Origin of the sequence: Candidatus Pelagibacter sp. HIMB1587, from assembly GCF_052047775.1 — a bacterium.
GTDB lineage: Bacteria > Pseudomonadota > Alphaproteobacteria > Pelagibacterales > Pelagibacteraceae > Pelagibacter.
Genome location: NZ_JBNAJJ010000001.1, coordinates 94649 through 111208 on the forward strand (window position 1 = coordinate 94649; position 16560 = coordinate 111208).

General features: G+C 28.8%; 19 protein-coding genes. 12 read left to right on the forward strand and 7 right to left on the reverse strand.

Translation table 11 applies throughout. The features are described 5' to 3' along the window. Positions 1-3: 3 nt before the first annotated feature. Entirely contained in the window at positions 4-297 is a 294-nt protein-coding gene (locus tag ACTTBE_RS00515) for a hypothetical protein (protein WP_262589440.1), read from the forward strand. Positions 298-382: 85 nt separating this feature from the next. On the opposite strand, the gene mgrA is transcribed toward ACTTBE_RS00515, so the two are convergent. Then, complete coding sequence (gene mgrA, locus ACTTBE_RS00520; protein WP_440676723.1) at positions 383-1411, reverse strand: L-glyceraldehyde 3-phosphate reductase; 1029 nt, start codon at positions 1409-1411, stop codon at positions 383-385. A gap of 128 nt (positions 1412-1539) precedes the next feature. Between mgrA and ACTTBE_RS00525 the strand changes: the two genes are divergently transcribed. Then, the gene (locus tag ACTTBE_RS00525) at positions 1540-2979 is read left to right on the forward strand and encodes a sodium:solute symporter family transporter (RefSeq protein WP_440676724.1); all 1440 of its coding nucleotides are present in this window, start codon (positions 1540-1542) and stop codon (positions 2977-2979) included. Position 2980: 1 nt separating this feature from the next. Here the strand turns inward: ACTTBE_RS00525 and ACTTBE_RS00530 are convergent, their stop codons facing one another. Then, entirely contained in the window at positions 2981-3349 is a 369-nt protein-coding gene (locus ACTTBE_RS00530) for a thioredoxin family protein (RefSeq protein ID WP_440676725.1), read from the reverse strand. A gap of 69 nt (positions 3350-3418) precedes the next feature. Between ACTTBE_RS00530 and ACTTBE_RS00535 the strand changes: the two genes are divergently transcribed. Further along, positions 3419-4351: an ABC transporter ATP-binding protein gene (locus ACTTBE_RS00535; RefSeq protein WP_440676726.1), complete on the forward strand. Its 933-nt coding sequence runs from the start codon at positions 3419-3421 to the stop codon at positions 4349-4351. After that, entirely contained in the window at positions 4341-5108 is a 768-nt protein-coding gene (locus tag ACTTBE_RS00540) for an ABC transporter permease (RefSeq protein WP_262589435.1), read from the forward strand. Before ACTTBE_RS00535 ends, ACTTBE_RS00540 begins: the two co-directional genes overlap by 11 nt. Here the strand turns inward: ACTTBE_RS00540 and ACTTBE_RS00545 are convergent. The 3 genes from ACTTBE_RS00545 to ACTTBE_RS00555 form a co-directional block, all read right to left on the reverse strand. Beyond that, on the reverse strand, positions 5105-6244 hold the full coding sequence (locus ACTTBE_RS00545) for a glycine cleavage T C-terminal barrel domain-containing protein (protein ID WP_440676727.1): 1140 nt from the start codon (positions 6242-6244) through the stop codon (positions 5105-5107). The two genes, ACTTBE_RS00540 and ACTTBE_RS00545, sit on opposite strands and share 4 nt — an antisense overlap. A 92-nt stretch (positions 6245-6336) precedes the next feature. After that, positions 6337-7611, reverse strand: a complete 1275-nt coding sequence (gene aceA, locus ACTTBE_RS00550; RefSeq protein WP_440676728.1) for an isocitrate lyase — start codon at positions 7609-7611, stop codon at positions 6337-6339. Positions 7612-7651: 40 nt separating this feature from the next. Then, positions 7652-7813 carry a hypothetical protein gene (locus ACTTBE_RS00555; protein ID WP_440676729.1) on the reverse strand — a complete coding sequence of 54 codons (162 nt, stop codon included), beginning with the start codon at positions 7811-7813 and terminating at the stop codon, positions 7652-7654. A 111-nt stretch (positions 7814-7924) separates the two neighbouring features. On the opposite strand from ACTTBE_RS00555, the gene ACTTBE_RS00560 reads away from it, so the two are divergent. From ACTTBE_RS00560 to ACTTBE_RS00585, 6 genes are all read left to right on the forward strand, one after another. Further along, positions 7925-9358, forward strand: a complete 1434-nt coding sequence (locus tag ACTTBE_RS00560; protein WP_440676730.1) for a helix-turn-helix domain-containing protein — start codon at positions 7925-7927, stop codon at positions 9356-9358. 173 nt (positions 9359-9531) lie between these two features. After that, on the forward strand, positions 9532-9801 hold the full coding sequence (locus ACTTBE_RS00565; protein ID WP_440614542.1) for a GNAT family N-acetyltransferase: 270 nt from the start codon (positions 9532-9534) through the stop codon (positions 9799-9801). Beyond that, positions 9792-10538, forward strand: coding sequence for a sulfite exporter TauE/SafE family protein (locus tag ACTTBE_RS00570; protein WP_440676731.1), 747 nt, complete (start codon positions 9792-9794; stop codon positions 10536-10538). The genes ACTTBE_RS00565 and ACTTBE_RS00570 overlap by 10 nt, the downstream gene beginning before the upstream one ends. After that, on the forward strand, positions 10535-11089 hold the full coding sequence (locus ACTTBE_RS00575) for a hypothetical protein (RefSeq protein WP_440676732.1): 555 nt from the start codon (positions 10535-10537) through the stop codon (positions 11087-11089). The genes ACTTBE_RS00570 and ACTTBE_RS00575 overlap by 4 nt, the downstream gene beginning before the upstream one ends. A gap of 2 nt (positions 11090-11091) precedes the next feature. Beyond that, a complete protein-coding gene (locus tag ACTTBE_RS00580) occupies positions 11092-11661 on the forward strand; it encodes an SOUL family heme-binding protein (protein WP_440676733.1) in 570 nt (189 codons plus the stop codon). Then, positions 11658-12071, forward strand: coding sequence for a carbonic anhydrase (locus tag ACTTBE_RS00585; protein WP_440676734.1), 414 nt, complete (start codon positions 11658-11660; stop codon positions 12069-12071). The genes ACTTBE_RS00580 and ACTTBE_RS00585 overlap by 4 nt, the downstream gene beginning before the upstream one ends. On the opposite strand, the gene ACTTBE_RS00590 is transcribed toward ACTTBE_RS00585, so the two are convergent. Further along, positions 12072-14606, reverse strand: a complete 2535-nt coding sequence (locus ACTTBE_RS00590; RefSeq protein WP_440676735.1) for an ABC transporter permease — start codon at positions 14604-14606, stop codon at positions 12072-12074. Continuing rightward, positions 14590-15255: an ABC transporter ATP-binding protein gene (locus ACTTBE_RS00595; RefSeq protein ID WP_262589421.1), complete on the reverse strand. Its 666-nt coding sequence runs from the start codon at positions 15253-15255 to the stop codon at positions 14590-14592. Before ACTTBE_RS00595 ends, ACTTBE_RS00590 begins: the two co-directional genes overlap by 17 nt. Between ACTTBE_RS00595 and ACTTBE_RS00600 the strand changes: the two genes are divergently transcribed. Further along, positions 15254-15865 carry an arylesterase gene (locus ACTTBE_RS00600; RefSeq protein WP_440676736.1) on the forward strand — a complete coding sequence of 204 codons (612 nt, stop codon included), beginning with the start codon at positions 15254-15256 and terminating at the stop codon, positions 15863-15865. The two genes, ACTTBE_RS00595 and ACTTBE_RS00600, sit on opposite strands and share 2 nt — an antisense overlap. Continuing rightward, a complete protein-coding gene (locus tag ACTTBE_RS00605; protein ID WP_440676737.1) occupies positions 15866-16555 on the forward strand; it encodes an ion transporter in 690 nt (229 codons plus the stop codon). It abuts the gene before it with no gap. The last annotated feature ends 5 nt before the right edge of the window (positions 16556-16560 follow it).

Genomic DNA, 16560 nt, shown 5'->3' on the forward strand with positions numbered 1-16560 from the left:
GATATGAACACTTCAGTTAATACTGATGATGTTATTTTTAATTTTTTCAAACAAATCTGTGATGAAAAAGATGATCAAAAATGTGTTGAGCTTGGTAAAGAATGGATAAAAGCAATGGAAACCAACCTTTCTTCTATGGAAGCAAATTTAAATGGTGCTGATTATCTTAAACATAAAGATGATATTCAAAGTAACCGAGATCATTTAAATAGCCTAAAAAATAAGAATTCTACAGAGTGGAGAGAATATGCTACTCAGTGTATGATCGAAATAATGAATCACAAAGGTCAACAATAATGAGTAATCAAGAAAGAGTATTTCTAATTATTTGTGCTTCTCTAATTATTTTTACTCTTCATTATTTAATTGAAAAACACTTCTTTTAATAAGAACTAGATCTTGCCCACTTATTAATATTTCCGTCTTTAGCTTTTTTATTTATTTCTTTAAGTTCAGATTTAGAAAAATTTAAATTATTTAAACTTTCAATATTTTCTTTAATTTGTTTTACACTACTTGCGCCAATTAAAGCTGTAGTTACTGCTTTGTTGTTTAACACCCAAGCTAAAGCCATTTGCGATAATGTTTGACCTCTTTTTTTAGCAATTTGATTTAAATCTGAAATTATCTTTATGTTTCTTTTGTTTATAAAGTTTTTATCTAATGCAGATTTTGGATCACTTGCTCTTGATGCTTTTGGAATTCCTTTTAAATATTTATCCGACAACATTCCTTGTGCTAATGGAGAAAAAGCAATAGTTCCAATTCCTAATTTAATTAAATTTTTATCCAAGTCTTTTTCAAACCATCTATTTATTAATGAATAAGAAGGTTGATGGATAAATATTTTAATGTTTCTTTTTTTTAAAATATTGAACATCTCAATAGTTTTCTTTGAAGAATATGAAGAGATCCCAATATAAAGTGCTTTACCAGATCTATAAATAAGTTCTAAAGCATCTGCTGTTTCTTCTAATGGTGTATTTGGATCGTACCTATGAGAATAAAATATATCTACATAATCCAATCCCATTCTCTTTAAACTTTGATCACAGCTTGCAATGATGTATTTTTTAGAACCCCATTCACCGTAAGGTCCTTCCCACATATCATAACCTGCTTTAGATGAGATAATTAATTCATCTCTATATCTTTTAAATTCTTTACTTAAAATTTTTCCAAAATTAGCCTCAGCACTTCCTGCTGGTGGACCATAATTATTCGCTAAATCAAAATGAGTAATCCCTGAATCAAAAGAATAAAACAACATCTTCTTTGCTTCTGATGTAAGTTGCTTACCGCCAAAATTATGCCAAAGACCAAGGCTTATTAAAGGTAGATCAACACCACTCTTTCCACATCTTCTATATTTCATGTTGGAATATCTTTTTGGTGATGCTTTGTAACTCATTATTCTTAATATACCTTAAATTATTAGTTTAAAAACTTAAAATTAAATATATATTTAAAAAAAAGGGGTGTCTTAACAGACTGAGATTAAACCCAAAGAACCTGTCCGGTAATTCAGAAAGGGATAAAATGGATAACACATACTTTTTAAGTCAATCATCATCATTAACATTAGTAATTGTAATTAGTTTGGTATTTGCTGTTTTAGGAATTTATCATTCTAAAAAATTCCAAGGAATAAGTAATTATTTAACAGCCAATAGAAATATTGAATTATTTTCATTAACAACAAGTCTTGTTGCATCTGCTTTAGGAGCATGGATTTTATTTGGCCCTGTTGCTGCTGCCACATGGGGAGGAATAGGGGCCGTTATTGGTTATGCACTTGGTACAGCTTTTCCAATGATTTTCTTAATTTATTTTGGAAGAAAAATTAGATCTGAGTTTCCAAAAGGTTCATCTCTAATTGAATTTATGAGAAAAAAATTTGGAAAAAGTTTGTTTAAACTGATTTTGTTAATGACAATTTTTTACATGTTTATTTTTCTTTGTGCAGAGGTGACAGCTGTTGCAGTTTTAATCAATTATTTATCAGGTACAGATCTTTGGATTACTGCATTAATAGTGCTTTTAGCTACTTTAACTTATACGCTTTATGGAGGTCTAAGAGCTTCTATTTTTACTGATAATATTCAAATGATTGTTATTGGCTTTCTTTTATTAATTCTAATTTTAATTATCAGTTCATCAACAGGAGATAATTTTTCTTTTGCATTAATTAAAGAAAAAAATCCGCAATTGTTAAGTTCATCTTATATTCCAAGTTATACTGCTGGATTAACTTTTTTTATAGCTGTTGCAGCTACTAATCTATTTCACCAAGGAAATTGGCAAAGGGTATATGCTGCTAAAGATTACAACACTTTAAAATCAGCATTAATCATTTCGTTTTTTGTAATTGTACCGATAGTTTTTTTAATGGGCTTTATTGGAATGGTGTCATTTTCTATAGACCCATCAGCAAGAGCTGATTTAGGATTTTTTACTTTATTGTTAAAAGAACAAACCGAAATGCTATCATTAATTATTATTATTCTTGGATTAGCTTTAACAATTTCAACAGTTGATACATTGGTTAATGCGATATCAAGTTTGTTTGTTGTAGATGGTAAAGCAACTTTTAATTTAGATAAAAAAACAGATTATTTAAAAGTTTCTAAATACTTTATTGTATTTTTGTCATTGATTGCATTTGGTGTTGCATCAAAAGGATTTGATATTTTGTATTTATTTTTACTTGCAGATTTATTTTGTTGTGCGTTTGTGTTCACAGTCTTTTACAGTTTTTACAACAAGGTAAATGAAAAAATTGCTTATGTTTCAATTATAATTGGTTTAATTGGTGGATTTTTAATGTTTCCTTATCCAGATTTTTCTAAGAGTTTATTAGTTGGGGTATTGATGTCTAAAGATCTATTTTCACCTTTTGTTGCACAATCTTTATTATTTTTATCCTTTGTTATTGCAACTTTTTTGCCAGCAGTAATTTTGAAATTGAAAAGTAATTAACTTAGATCACTGAATTTAAAGCATCATAAATAAGTTCTTTGGTTGTCTCACCAATGCTTCTGTAAACTTCTTTATTATCTTTAAAAATTAAAAGTGTCGTTTGATATTGAACATTAAAAAATTTAGCTATTTCTTTATTTGTTACATCAAATTTAAAGTATTCAATATTATCAAAATCATTTTTTGCTTTATCAAGAACTTTCATTTGGCTGGCACAAGATGTACAATATTTAACCCAAGAACTAACCACTACAACTTTTCCATCCGCTAAAGCCTTATCAAACAACTCTTTAGTGTAGGTTGTTTCTTTAGCCATCACATTAGTAGTGAATGCAAAGATAAAACAGGTAAATACAAAAATTTTTCTCATTAATGGTGAGTTGTAAACAAATTTTAAAATATTGTAATACAATAAATTGTCTCTATATATGCCTTGTCCATGTCAGATCAAATAAGCATAAATAATCTATCAAAAGTCTACGATAATGGCTTTGAAGCATTAAAGAAAATAAACCTAAACATCAAAAAAGGGGAAATTTTTGCAATGCTTGGACCGAATGGTGCAGGTAAAACTACTCTTATAAGCATCATTTGTGGAATCGTTAGACCATCTTCAGGAAAAGTTACTGTAGATGATTTTGATATCATTGATGATTACAGAGAAACAAGATCTAGAATTGGATTAGTTCCACAAGAATTAACTTTAGAACAATTTGAAACAGTTTTTAACAATGTCTCTTATTCAAGAGGTTTGTATGGAAAAAAACCAGATCCAAAACATATTGAAAAAATTTTAAAAGACTTAAGCTTATGGGATAAAAAAGATTTAAGATTAAGACAGTTATCTGGAGGAATGAAGAGACGAGTGTTAATTGCAAAAGCATTGTCTCATGAGCCAACTATATTATTTTTAGATGAACCAACTGCTGGTGTTGACGTTGAATTACGTCAAGATATGTGGAAGGTAGTTGAAACTCTAAGAAAAACTGGTGTTACTATTATTCTTACCACTCATTATATTGAAGAAGCAGAAGCGATCGCTGATAGAGTAGGAGTAATCAATCAAGGAGAAATCATTGTTGTTGATGAAACAAAAGAATTATTAAAAAAAATGGGACATAAAAAGCTTACAGTGGATCTTCAAGAAGAAATTACTGAAATCCCAAGCAGTTTAGATAAGTATAATCTAGAAGTTGGAGAAGATAAGAAATCAATTAATTACACATATAATGTTAGAGCTAAAAGCACTGGAATAACTAACTTGTTACAAGATTTAAAAGATGCAAATTTAAAATTACAAGATTTAAAAACTGAACAAACTACTTTAGAGAAAATATTTGTTACATTAGTAAAGGAGAACAATGAAGTTTAATTATTACGCATTTAGAGCAATGTACTTACATGAAATGGATCGATTTAAGAGAACATTGATGCAATCATTGTTTTCACCTGTTCTATCAACCTCACTTTATTTTATTGTTTTTGGTTCTGTAATTGGTGGTTATGTAGAAAAAATTGATGGAATTAGTTATGGATCTTTTATTGTTCCAGGTCTTTTAATGTTAACATTGTTAACCCAATCAATCAGTAACACTTCATTTGGGATATTTTTTCCAAAATTTAATGGAACTATTTATGAAATTTTAGCTGCACCAATTTCAACTTTTGAAATTGTTTTAGCTTTTGTGGGCGCTGGCGCTACTAAAACTCTTATTGTTGGATTAGTTATATTTTTAACATCAACTTTCTTTGTTGAGGTCCAAGTAATGTATCCATTGTTAATGATATTTTTATTAGTATTAGTAGCATTTACATTTGCTCTATTTGGTTTTTTAATTGGTTTAATGAGCTCTAATTTTGAGCAAATGTCTATCATTCCAACTTTAGTTATCACGCCAATGGTATTTTTAGGTGGTAGTTTATATTCTTTAGATATGTTGCCTGAGTTCTGGCAAACAGTTACTTATTTTAACCCAGTTGTTTATTTAATTAATGGTTTAAGATTTGCCTTTTATGGTGTTTCAGATTTCAATATTTGGGTGAGTGTTATTTCAATGGTAGTATTTTTGATGTCATGTGTAACTGTGGTTACAGTTCTATTGAAAAAAGGATACAATATTAAATCTTAGCTACTAGCTATTTTCTTTTTTGGATCGTAAAAAGGTTTTTCTACTATTGTAGCTGAATATTTTCCTTCGTTAGTTTCTATATCTAATTTATTACCTAATTCTGTATGATTAACTTCAATCATTGCAAGTGCAATATTCTTTTTTAATCTAGGTGAATATACAGCTGAAGTTACCTTACCAATTTTCTTGCCATCTTTTTCAATCTGCCAAAAAGTTGTGTTTGGTCCTGATAATGGATCACAATCAATGATAAGACCAACTTGTTTTCTTTTAATTCCTTCTTGCTTGATTTTTTTAAGTGCTTCTTTACCTATAAAATTTATATCAGTATCTAAATTAACTAATCGATCAAATCCTAATTCGAATGGATTTGTATGAATATCTGCATCTGCGTGATAAGAAAGCATACCACCTTCTATTCTTCTAATAGAGGATGTATGACCAGGTTGAATACCATGTTCTTTACCAGCTTCCATTATTTTTTCATAAAGTTCATTACCTCTTGAGCCATCTCTTAAATATATTTCATAACCAAGTTCACTTGACCAACCAGTTCTTGATACAATTAATGGAATTCCATCAAGTTCATATTCTCTTAACCAATAATATTTAAGATCTCTGATATCTTCACCAAATAGTTTGACCATTATTTCTTGTGAGGTAGGGCCTTGTAACTGTAGAGGGGATACATCTGGTTCAGATATTTTAACATCTAAACCTGAGTTAACTGCAACACCTTGTGCCCATAACAAAACATCACTATCTGCTAAAGATAACCAAAAATGATTTTCAGCCAGTCTTAATAAAACTGGATCATTTAAGATACCGCCATCATTGTTTACAATTAAAACATATTTACATTGTCCAACTGATAACTTTGAAAGATCTCTAGGAGTTAAAAGCTGAGTAAATTTATATGCATCAGGACCAGTGATCTCAACCTGTCTTTCGACTGCAACATCACATAAAATTGATTTTTCAATAAGGTTCCAAAAGTTTTGCTCAGGACTTCCAAAATCCCTTGGAATATACATGTGATTATATACAGAAAAACCTGTTGCTCCCCATTTTACAGTAGCATCAAAATATGGAGACTTTCTTATTTGTGTTCCAAAACCAAAGTTTTTATTAGACATTTGTGACCCTTAACAGTCTGAGTATTAATTACAAATAAAAAAATAGCCCAATTAAGGGCTACTAAAAAAAATGGAGAGGGAAAGTATTTTTTTTAAAATTGTTCAGATTCAGTAGATCCAGCCATAGCTGTTGTTGAGCTTTGGCCGCTGCTAATAGTATTTGAAACTGCATCGAAATAAGATGTACCAACTTCTCTTTGGTGCTTAACACTAGTATAGCCATCTTTTTCTCTAGCAAATTCTTGTTGTTGAATTCTAGAATATGCAGCCATACCTTCTTTTCTATATTTTTCAGCAAGCTCGAAAATTGCAATGTTTTGAGTATGAAATCCAGCAAGAGTAATGAACTGGAATTTGTAACCCATTTTAGCAATTTCTTGTTGGAATGAAGCAATCTCGTCATCACTTAAATGTTTTTTCCAATTGAATGATGGAGAACAATTGTAAGCTAATAGTTTTCCAGGAAATTTCTCATGAATTGCATCTGCAAATCTTTTGGCTTCAGCTAAATTAGGAGTAGCTGTTTCACACCAAATTAAATCAGCATACGGTGCATAAGCTAAACCTCTAGAGATAGCTTGTTCAATTCCATCTTTAACATAATGAAAACCTTCAGGAGATCTTTCGCCAGTTAAAAATGGTTTATCATTTTCATCAAAATCATTTGTAATAAGTTTTGCAGCATTAGCATCTGTTCTTGCCAATATAATTAGTGGAACTTCTGCAATATCAGCAGCTAATCTTGCAGCTTTTAGGTTTTTGACCATAGTGCCGGTTGGAACAAGAACTTTTCCACCCATATGACCACATTTCTTTTCGCTAGCTAATTGGTCTTCAAAGTGAACACCTGCAGCACCAGCTCTTATAAATTTTTTAGTTAATTCAAATACATTTAATGGTCCACCAAAACCCGCTTCACCATCAGCTATAATTGGAAGCATATAATCAACTTTTTCTTCAGGTTTCATGTCACCATCTTGCATTTCCATATGCTGAATTTGATCTGCTCTAATTAAAGAGTTATTCATAGACTCAACTAACTTAGGAGCACTATCATAAGGATATAAAGATTGATCTGGATACATTTCTCCAGCAGTGTTTGCATCTGCTGCAACTTGCCAACCACTTAGATATATTGCTTTTAATCCAGCTTTTGCATGTTGAACAGCTTGGTTACCTGACAAAGAACCAAGTGTATTAACATAAGCTTCAGTATTTAATAATTTCCAAAGTTTTTCAGATTGATTTTTGCAAAGTGAGTATTCAATTTTAATTGAACCTCTTAATCTCTCCACTTCTTGATCAGTGTAGTCTCGTTTGATACCAGCATATCTTTTTAACTCATAAGAGATTTTCTCTGCACTCATTATTTATAATCCTTTTTTTAAGAAAATTGAAAAAGTTGAATTAGTTACTATCGTTTAAAGCTTCGATTAGTTCACTCATTCCACTTGAACCCCAATCACAATGATCATCTCTCATGTAAATTCCTTTACTATGATGGTGATCTAAATCCTCTTTTTTGATGATTTGAGCTTCATTTTCTGGGTTTTTTAAGTTTTTATCCATGTATATTATATATTTTACAAAATTTACAAAATCTATTAAAAACGTTAAAAAGCTTTGTAAATAAGGAAAAAATATTGTAAAAATAAATTTACAAAATTTACAAATAGTAAAATGAGTCAAATAGATCTTAAAATAGGGCCAAAAATAAGAGCTTTTAGAAGACAACTTGGACTACAAGCTAACAAATTAGCTGAAGATTTAAGCATTTCTCCTAGTTATTTGAACTTAATTGAAAGCGGTAAAAGAAAAATAGATGGCGATTTACTTTTAAATGTTTGTGAAAAACTAAATATTCAATTATCAGATCTTACATCAAAGACAGATATCAATCTTCAAAATACAATTTCTGAAATTTTAGATGATAGTTTATTTGAAGACTTAGATATTTTAGGTCCAGAGGTAAAAGATCTAGTAAGCACCAACCCAAAGATTGGAAAAGCAATTGTAAGACTTGGAGATATTCTTAAAAAAAAAGATCATGAATTAATAAGTAAGATTGAAAAAATTTCAGGTAAAATTGTAGATAATAGAAAAAATTCTTTTCCTGGAGAGGTTGTTGTTGATTTTTTTCAAGAGAATAAAAATTATTTTCCGAAGTTAGAAGAATTTGCAAATAAAGTTTTTAACAAAATTCAAAAAAATAATCGAACAAGATATTTATCTTTGTGCGATTATTTACAGTCAGAATATTCAATTACTGTTAAAGATGTTATTCCTGATGAGAACAAACCATTTTCAAAAATTTATAACAAAAATAAAAAAGAGTTATTGCTTAGTGATTATAGTTCTATAGAAACCAAAAAATTACATGCAGCATCTCAAGTTGCACAAATGGGTGCTATTAAAGATGTCGAATATTATTTAACTAAATTTAGTTTTCCATCAGAAGAGTCAAAAAAACTTACTAAAGTTGCTTTGTTAAATTATTGTGGTGCTGCAATTTTGATGCCATACAAACTATTTCATTCTGAATGTAAAAAACTAAAATATGATTTAGAGCTATTGCAAAATACATTTGCAACTTCATTTGAACAAGTAGCTCACAGAGTTACATGTTTGCAAGATCCAAAACTACCAGGTATTCCATTTCATTTCTTAAGAGTTGATATGGCTGGAAATATTTCAAAAAGATTTTCTCTATCTGGAATTGATATACCAAGATATGGTGGAGCATGTCCAAGATGGAATGTTTACACTGCATTCACTACTCCAGGAGTTTTACATACGGCAGTTAGCAAAATGAATAATGGTGAAAAATATGTTTGTATTGCAAAAACTGTGGAAAAAGGAATTGGAAGATTTGGACAATCTAAAAATGTATTATCGATTGGTTTAGGTTGCGAAGCAAAATATGCAAAAGATTTTATTTATACTGAAAATATGAACATTAATGATAAATCAACGGAAATTCCTATTGGTGTTTCATGTAGAACCTGTGACAGATTAGATTGTTCACAAAGAGCATTTCCACCACTACATAAAAAATTCGATGTTGACTTAAATAGTCGTGGGGTTTCTGTTTATGTCAGTGACGATAAATCTTAAACTATGATTAAATATATTTTACCTGCTATAATAATTTTTCTGATCGTATTATTTTGGGAAAAAATAACTGATTTCGTTGATAAAAAGTTCAATATTAAGCTTAATTATATCGTTGTTAGTTCTATAGTTGCTGCAATAGCAATTATCCTTTTGCTCCTTAATTACTAGGATTTATGAACAGCATTGATTTATCTACTTATAAATTAGATGAAGCGGATGGTGTTTTTACTTATAAAAATGAAAATACAACACTAGGGTTTGTTAGATTTAATGAAAAGGGAGAAGTGGAGTACATTTTCGTTAATCCAATTTTTAGAAAAAAGGGAATAGCAACAAAATTATTACAGCTAGTTAAACAAAAAACAGGAAAAGAAATAATTCTTCAAGAACCAATTAGTCCTTTAGGATCAAAACTATTAAATTCATTAAACAAATGGAAATAAACTTATTATTTTTCTTCACAGTAGTACCAGCAATAATTTTGTACGGTATTGCAAAGTCAGGTTTGGGTGGATCAATGACATTAATATCTATTCCATTAATGACAATTGTAATGCCTTTGAACCAAGCATTAGGAATAATTTTACCAATTTTAATATTTTCAGATTTTATTGCAGTTTATAAATATAGAAAAGAATATGACTTAGGTACTTTAAAGTTAATGGTTCCATTTGCTGCTGTAGGAATATTCATTGCTTCTTTCACGTTCACATATTTTTCTGAAGAATTATTAAAATTTATGATTGGTTTAATGGGATTTATTTTTGCAGGTCATTATTTTTTTTTTAAAAAAGATAAAGAAGCCAAATCTCAAAAAAATTCTATCAAAGGAAGTATTTGTTCTGTCATAGCTGGCTTTACAAGTTTCTGTGTCCATGCAGGAGGAACACCTGTAAGTGTTTATATGCTTCCTTTAAGGATGCAGAAAGAAATTTATGTAGGAACAAGAATTATATTTTTTACTTTTGTAAATCTAATAAAGCTTCCTTTATATATTAATCTTTCAATGACCAATTTAGTGACATTTAAACAATCTGTATATTTATTTCCTCTTGCTTTTATAGGAATACTAATTGGTTATCGATTAATTAAAATTATAAATGAAAAATTATTTTATAATATTTTATATATTTTAATTTTTATAAGTAGTTCAAAACTTTTATATGATTATTTAATATGAAAAAAAAATTTAATCCTAGAATAAAAGCTCGTTTAAGAAAAAATAAACAAGTACTTAATAAAAAGATTGATAATTTTTTTGGTTGGGTAAATGGTGCTAAACTTGTTGAACTTAAAGAATGTAATGTAGAGGAAGATCCAGTTCGACCAGAATTAGATAATGAATTTAGAACAGGATTTGGAAGAAAAATTTATGGTGTTGAGTATCAAGGCGAAATTCATGCTGTTATGTGTTTTGCTTACACTAATGAAATTCCTAAAAGTGTCGATGAACTTGAAAAATTAAGTACTGATGCTTTTCTACAAAGTGCAATGAGAGATCAAAAAGGTGGTCAAATTGCTATTGCTTATACTGTATGGTCAAAGAAAAAGGGTGGAGGAAAGTTAATTGTAAAAGAAGTGTTTAAAAAGATAAAAAAATCTAATCATTTAAATAGATTAGTAACACTCTCACCTTTAACAGAAATGGCAACGAATTTTCATGAAAGAAATGGAGCAAAATTAGTTCAAATTAATGAAACTACACAAAATTTTGAATATAAAGTTATTTAACCATGAAGTTAAAAAAACTATTAATTCTTCTATTTTGTACTTTCTTTGTTTTACCGTATTCTATTGTGATGGCTAATGAAGAAGCAAAGTATGAGGTAGTAGATAAAAATGAAATTTATGAGATTAGAAAATATTCTGATCGTTTAGCAGTTGAAACCTCTAGAGCTGGAATAGATAGTAATTTTAGAAAATTATTTAATTATATTTCTGGAAGAAATGATGCTCAAGAAAAGATAGCAATGACTACTCCAGTTACTCAAGTAGAAAAAAATGGGAATATGACTATGCAGTTTTATTTACCTTCAAAGTTTAATTCAGATAATGTACCCAATCCCAGTAGAGATGATGTAAGAATAGTAAATATTGAAGGAGGATATTATGCTGTGCTTAGATATTCTGGTCGTGCTTCTGATGGAAATTTTATAAAACATAAAGAAATTCTTGAAAAAGAGTTAAACAAAAATAATATTTCAATTATAAGTCCACCTATTAGAGCTACATATGATAGTCCTTTTACCCTTCCAATGAATAGAAGGAATGAGGCAATGTATAAAGTGGAGTTTAATTCATGAAGTCAAAGTTCAAAGCAATGGTGTTATCTTGTATGGACCCAAGATTTCAACATTTAGTTCACAATCATTTAAAGAAAAAAAAATTAACTGGTAAGTACAGTGCTTTTACTATTGCTGGTGCTGCAGTAGGGGTCACACACAATAAATTTAAAAAATGGCATAATACTTTTTATGATAATCTTGGAACTTCAATACAGCTTCATAAAATCGAAAAGCTTATTGTTATAAATCACAAAGATTGTGGTGCTGCAAAAATTGCTAATGGAAAAAAAGAATTTACACTTGCAAATGAAAAAAAAATACACCAAGATTCATTCAATAAACTTAAAAAAGAAATTAAAAAAAGATTTCCAAAACTAAAAGTGGAATTAAATGTAATTGCTTTAGATAGTAAAATTACAAAATTTTAATTATTGATTTCTAATCAAAGGATAAACTTTTGGATTTAGATATTTTAAATTTGTTAACATAATCAATATCAATGTTACAAATCCGATTGAAAAACCTAAGTAGATTAAAACTTTAAAATCAAACATCCATACAAGTTCAAAGATATTTTCCATAATAAATTTTGAACCAATTACTGCAAAAAATATTGCAATCAGTATGACTGATTTAAATATAATGATAAATTCTATCAATGATGAGAGGATTATTTCTTTTTTTGAAAAGCCTAGAATTTTAAATACTAAGTTTTGATACTCTTTGACCTTACCTTGAACCATAATTGCACTTGAAATAACAATTAAACCAATCACAATAGTTACAGCTGATATTAGAGTAACTGCAATGAATACTTTATTTAAAACAGCTGTTACTTTTGTCAGATAATCTGCAATTTTTATCATGGATAAGCTAGGCATAACTTCTAGCATTTCAGTTTCATCAAATTTATCAGAGTTAAATTTTGCTGTTGCTAAATATTCATGAGGAATATTTTGAGCAAACTGAGGATTAAATAGCATTGCAAAGTTAATACTTAAATCTCGATAATCAACTTCTCTAAAATTAACTACTTCGCCATCAATTTCTCTTCCATATATATTTAGAGTAAAAATATCTCCTAATTGAATGTTAAAATCTCTTGCAACTTTAGCATCTAAAGATATTTGAAGTTGATTAGGTTTATTTAAATCCCACCATTCTCCAGCAATTAATGGATTGTCTTCAGGAACATCTCCCACCCATGAAGATCTTCTTTCACTTCCAATTACCCAATAACTATCATTATCAGGCTTAATATAAGTATTTGGATTAATGCCATTAATTTTTGTAATTCCAGATGAAACCATTGGAACAACTTCAATGTCTGCATCTGGATCCATCTTTAATATTCCTTGCTCAAACTTTTCACGCTCTCCTTTTTGAATTCCTACAAAGAAATAATCAGGTGCAATATCAGGAATTGATTTAGCAATTTCTCTTTGAAAATTTGTTCCAACTAACGCCAATGTTAAAAGTAAAGTAACTCCTAAACCTAAAGACATTATAGTAATTGGAGTGATACTTTTAGTTTGAGTGATATTTTTAATTGATACCTTTAATGAAATATTGGAGCTTGATTTAAATTTTTTAAGAAAAAATATAATTATTCTTGAAAGAAAGAAAAACACAATCAAACACACAAAAAATGCAGCAAAATAACCAAGACTGTAAGTCGGTTGCTCTGAACCAACTGTAAATAATAAAACTAAAATAGAGAGCAAAATAAAACTTAAAACAACAGACTTTTTTGAATAATAAAATTGTAGGTTTTGAAAAACATTTCTAAATAAATTAGATGCTTTTACTTGGTCAATTGAACTTATTGTTGGGATAGAAAATATTACAAGCACCAATAAACCTACTAAAAATATTTTAATAAAATTAACTATAGAAAATACTGGATAAACATTTAATCCAAGTCCATCTGATAAGTATTTGTCAGCGATAGGGACTATTAAAAAACTAGAGCCATAGGAAACAACTGTGATTACAAACAACAATATTAATAATTGAAGATAATAAAGTGTCTTTATATTTCCTGAGTAAAATCCAACTGCTTTTCTAACTGCAATTGACATATTGTTTTGATTAATAAAAGAGAGAAGAGTATTTGCAATTCCAATACCAGCAATCAACATCGCACTTATTGAAACAAGCGATAAAAATTGTGAAAAATTATTAATTATTCTCTTTATTCCACTTGCTGAATTTTCAGGATAACGAAGTTTTACTTTTTGATCATCTTTAAAAATATTTTCAATTCTTTGTTCTAATTCTTCAGAGTTATCTCCTTCATTAAATTTAACTTTATATTCATAGTTTAAAAAGCTTCCAATCCCATTTAATTTTAATATCTCTAAGGTTTGTTTTCCTGCAAGCGCCCAATCACCAAAAGCAACAAATCCACTAACATCGGGAACTGATTTTATAATTCCAATAACTGTAAAGTTTTGGTCTTGAACTTTAACTTGTTCATTAAGTTTTATATTTAGTGTCTTTGACAAACTTTCATTAATTAAAATAGTGTTTGGTTCTTTTTGCATTCGCTCATAAGCACCTTTGGGTTCAAATACTACTTCGCCATATAACGGGTATTTTTCATCAACTGTTTTAATTCTCGTGAATAAAGATTTGTTTTTTTCTCTTCCAGTTGTTGAAAGCATTGTACTGAACTCAATCATTTGAGATACAATTGCAAATTCTTTTACCTGATTAACTAGTTCCAAATTTCCTTGGTTACGATTGTAATCAATTTCTAAATCACCACCTAATAAAGCTTTTGCATTATCGTTTAGTTCTTTTTTAAGACTATCTTCAATTGTAAAAATGGCACTTAATATAAAGAGGCTGATAAATAGAGTAACAATTATAGATGAGATTTTGTGATAGTTTCTGCTTAAATCCTTCAAAGCATATTTAAAAATCAAACTAAATTCAGATCGATTATTTAATTTTTCCATCTTTTATTTTGATTTTTCTTTTTGCTTTGTTTGCAAGTTTTGGATCGTGCGTTACCATGATTAAAGAAGATCCTTCCTCTTTTACATATTTAAATAGAATATCCGAAATCATTAATGAGTTTTCAGTGTCCAAGTTTCCTGTAGGTTCATCAGCTAAGATTAATTCAGGCTTCATTGCTATAGCTCTTGCAATTGCAACTCTTTGTTGCTCACCACCAGATAACTGACTAGGTAAATTATTAAATCGGTGCTTTAATCCAAATCTATCTAATAAACTTTTTGCTTCACTCTCAGGATTTTTAAAATTATTTAATTCTAGTGTTAAAGCAACGTTTTCAACTGCTGTGTAATTTGGAATTAAATAAAAGGATTGAAATATAATTCCAATATTTTTCTTTCTAATTTCAGAAACTTCATCTTCATTTAAACCAGTTATTTCTTGATCTTGAAAAACAATTTTACCTGAAGTTGGTTTTTCCAACCCTCCAACCAGCATGATTAAACTGGTTTTACCAGATCCACTTTCACCAACGACAGAAACTGTCTCTTTTTTCTTAATGGTAAGATCAATATTCTTTAAAACACTGATACTTTCTTTACCAGTTTGGTATTTGAGATTTATTTTTTTTAATTTAAGAAGTGCACTCATGAACAAAAGTTTATTTATTAAAATTTTGATAATCTTTCTAGTGCACATTAATGCAAGTGCAATAGAAAAGGTTGTCTTATTTGGTGATAGTTTAATGGCTGGATACGGTTTACCTAAAGAACATCACTTATCAGTAGTATTAGAAGATGATTTTAAAAAAGATGGTTTAAATATAAAGGTAATTAATAGCAGTGTTTCAGGGAGTACATCTTCAGGAGGGCTTAACATTGCTGAATGGAGTTTATCTGAGACTGGTATTGACTTAATCATTTTAGGCTTAGGCGCCAATGATATGCTTAGAGGTATAAAACCAGAAGAAACTGAGAAAAATTTAGAAGAAATCATAAAGATAGCCAATAATAAAAAAATCAAAATTATCATTGCAGGTATGGTTGCTCCAACAACACATGGCGCTGAATACAAAAAAAAGTTTGATGCAATCTATCCAAAATTATCAAAAAAATATAACCTACCCTTGATACCATTTTTACTTGAAGGTGTTGCACTTGATCCAAGTTTAAATCAACAAGACGGAATTCATCCTAATAAAGAAGGAATAATTAAAGTAAGTGAAACTATTAAAAAAAGTATTATTAATATTTTAAATTAAATGAATAAATTTTTATATAATCTTAAAGAAAGCAGAATTTTTCAGTTTGTTGTTATTTCAATTATCATATTAAATGCAATCACAATTGGGGTTAACACTTATGAATTAAGCGATTTAACCAGACAAGCAATCAATTATTTGGATTATTCAATTACTATATTTTTTGTAGTTGAAATTATAATTAGATTTGTTGGAGAACCTAAAAAGCTACAGTTTTTTAAAAGTGGATGGAATGTATTTGATACTTTAATTGTTTTAATTTCATTAATTCCAATTCCTAACAATTCTAGCTTCTTACTTTTAAGATTATTAAGAGTATTTAGAGTATTGAGAATTATTTCAGTTGTTCCAGAATTAAAAAAAATCATTGAAGCTTTGCTTACTTCGGTCAAAAGAGTGTTTTACGTTGGATTATTATTGTTCATAATTCTTTATATATACGCAACTATTGGTTCAATTTTATTTAGCACAGATATTCCTGAGAGATGGAGCGACGTTGGTGTTGCTATGATCACATTGTTCCAAGTTTTAACTCTATCTAGTTGGGAACAAGTAATGCTACCATTACAAGATGTTTACTGGTGGGCTTGGATTTATTTTTTCAGCTTTATAATTATATGTGGAATTACAATGCTAAATTTACTTATAGCGATATTAGTTGATGTTGTAATAAATCAAAAAAAATTATAACTAAA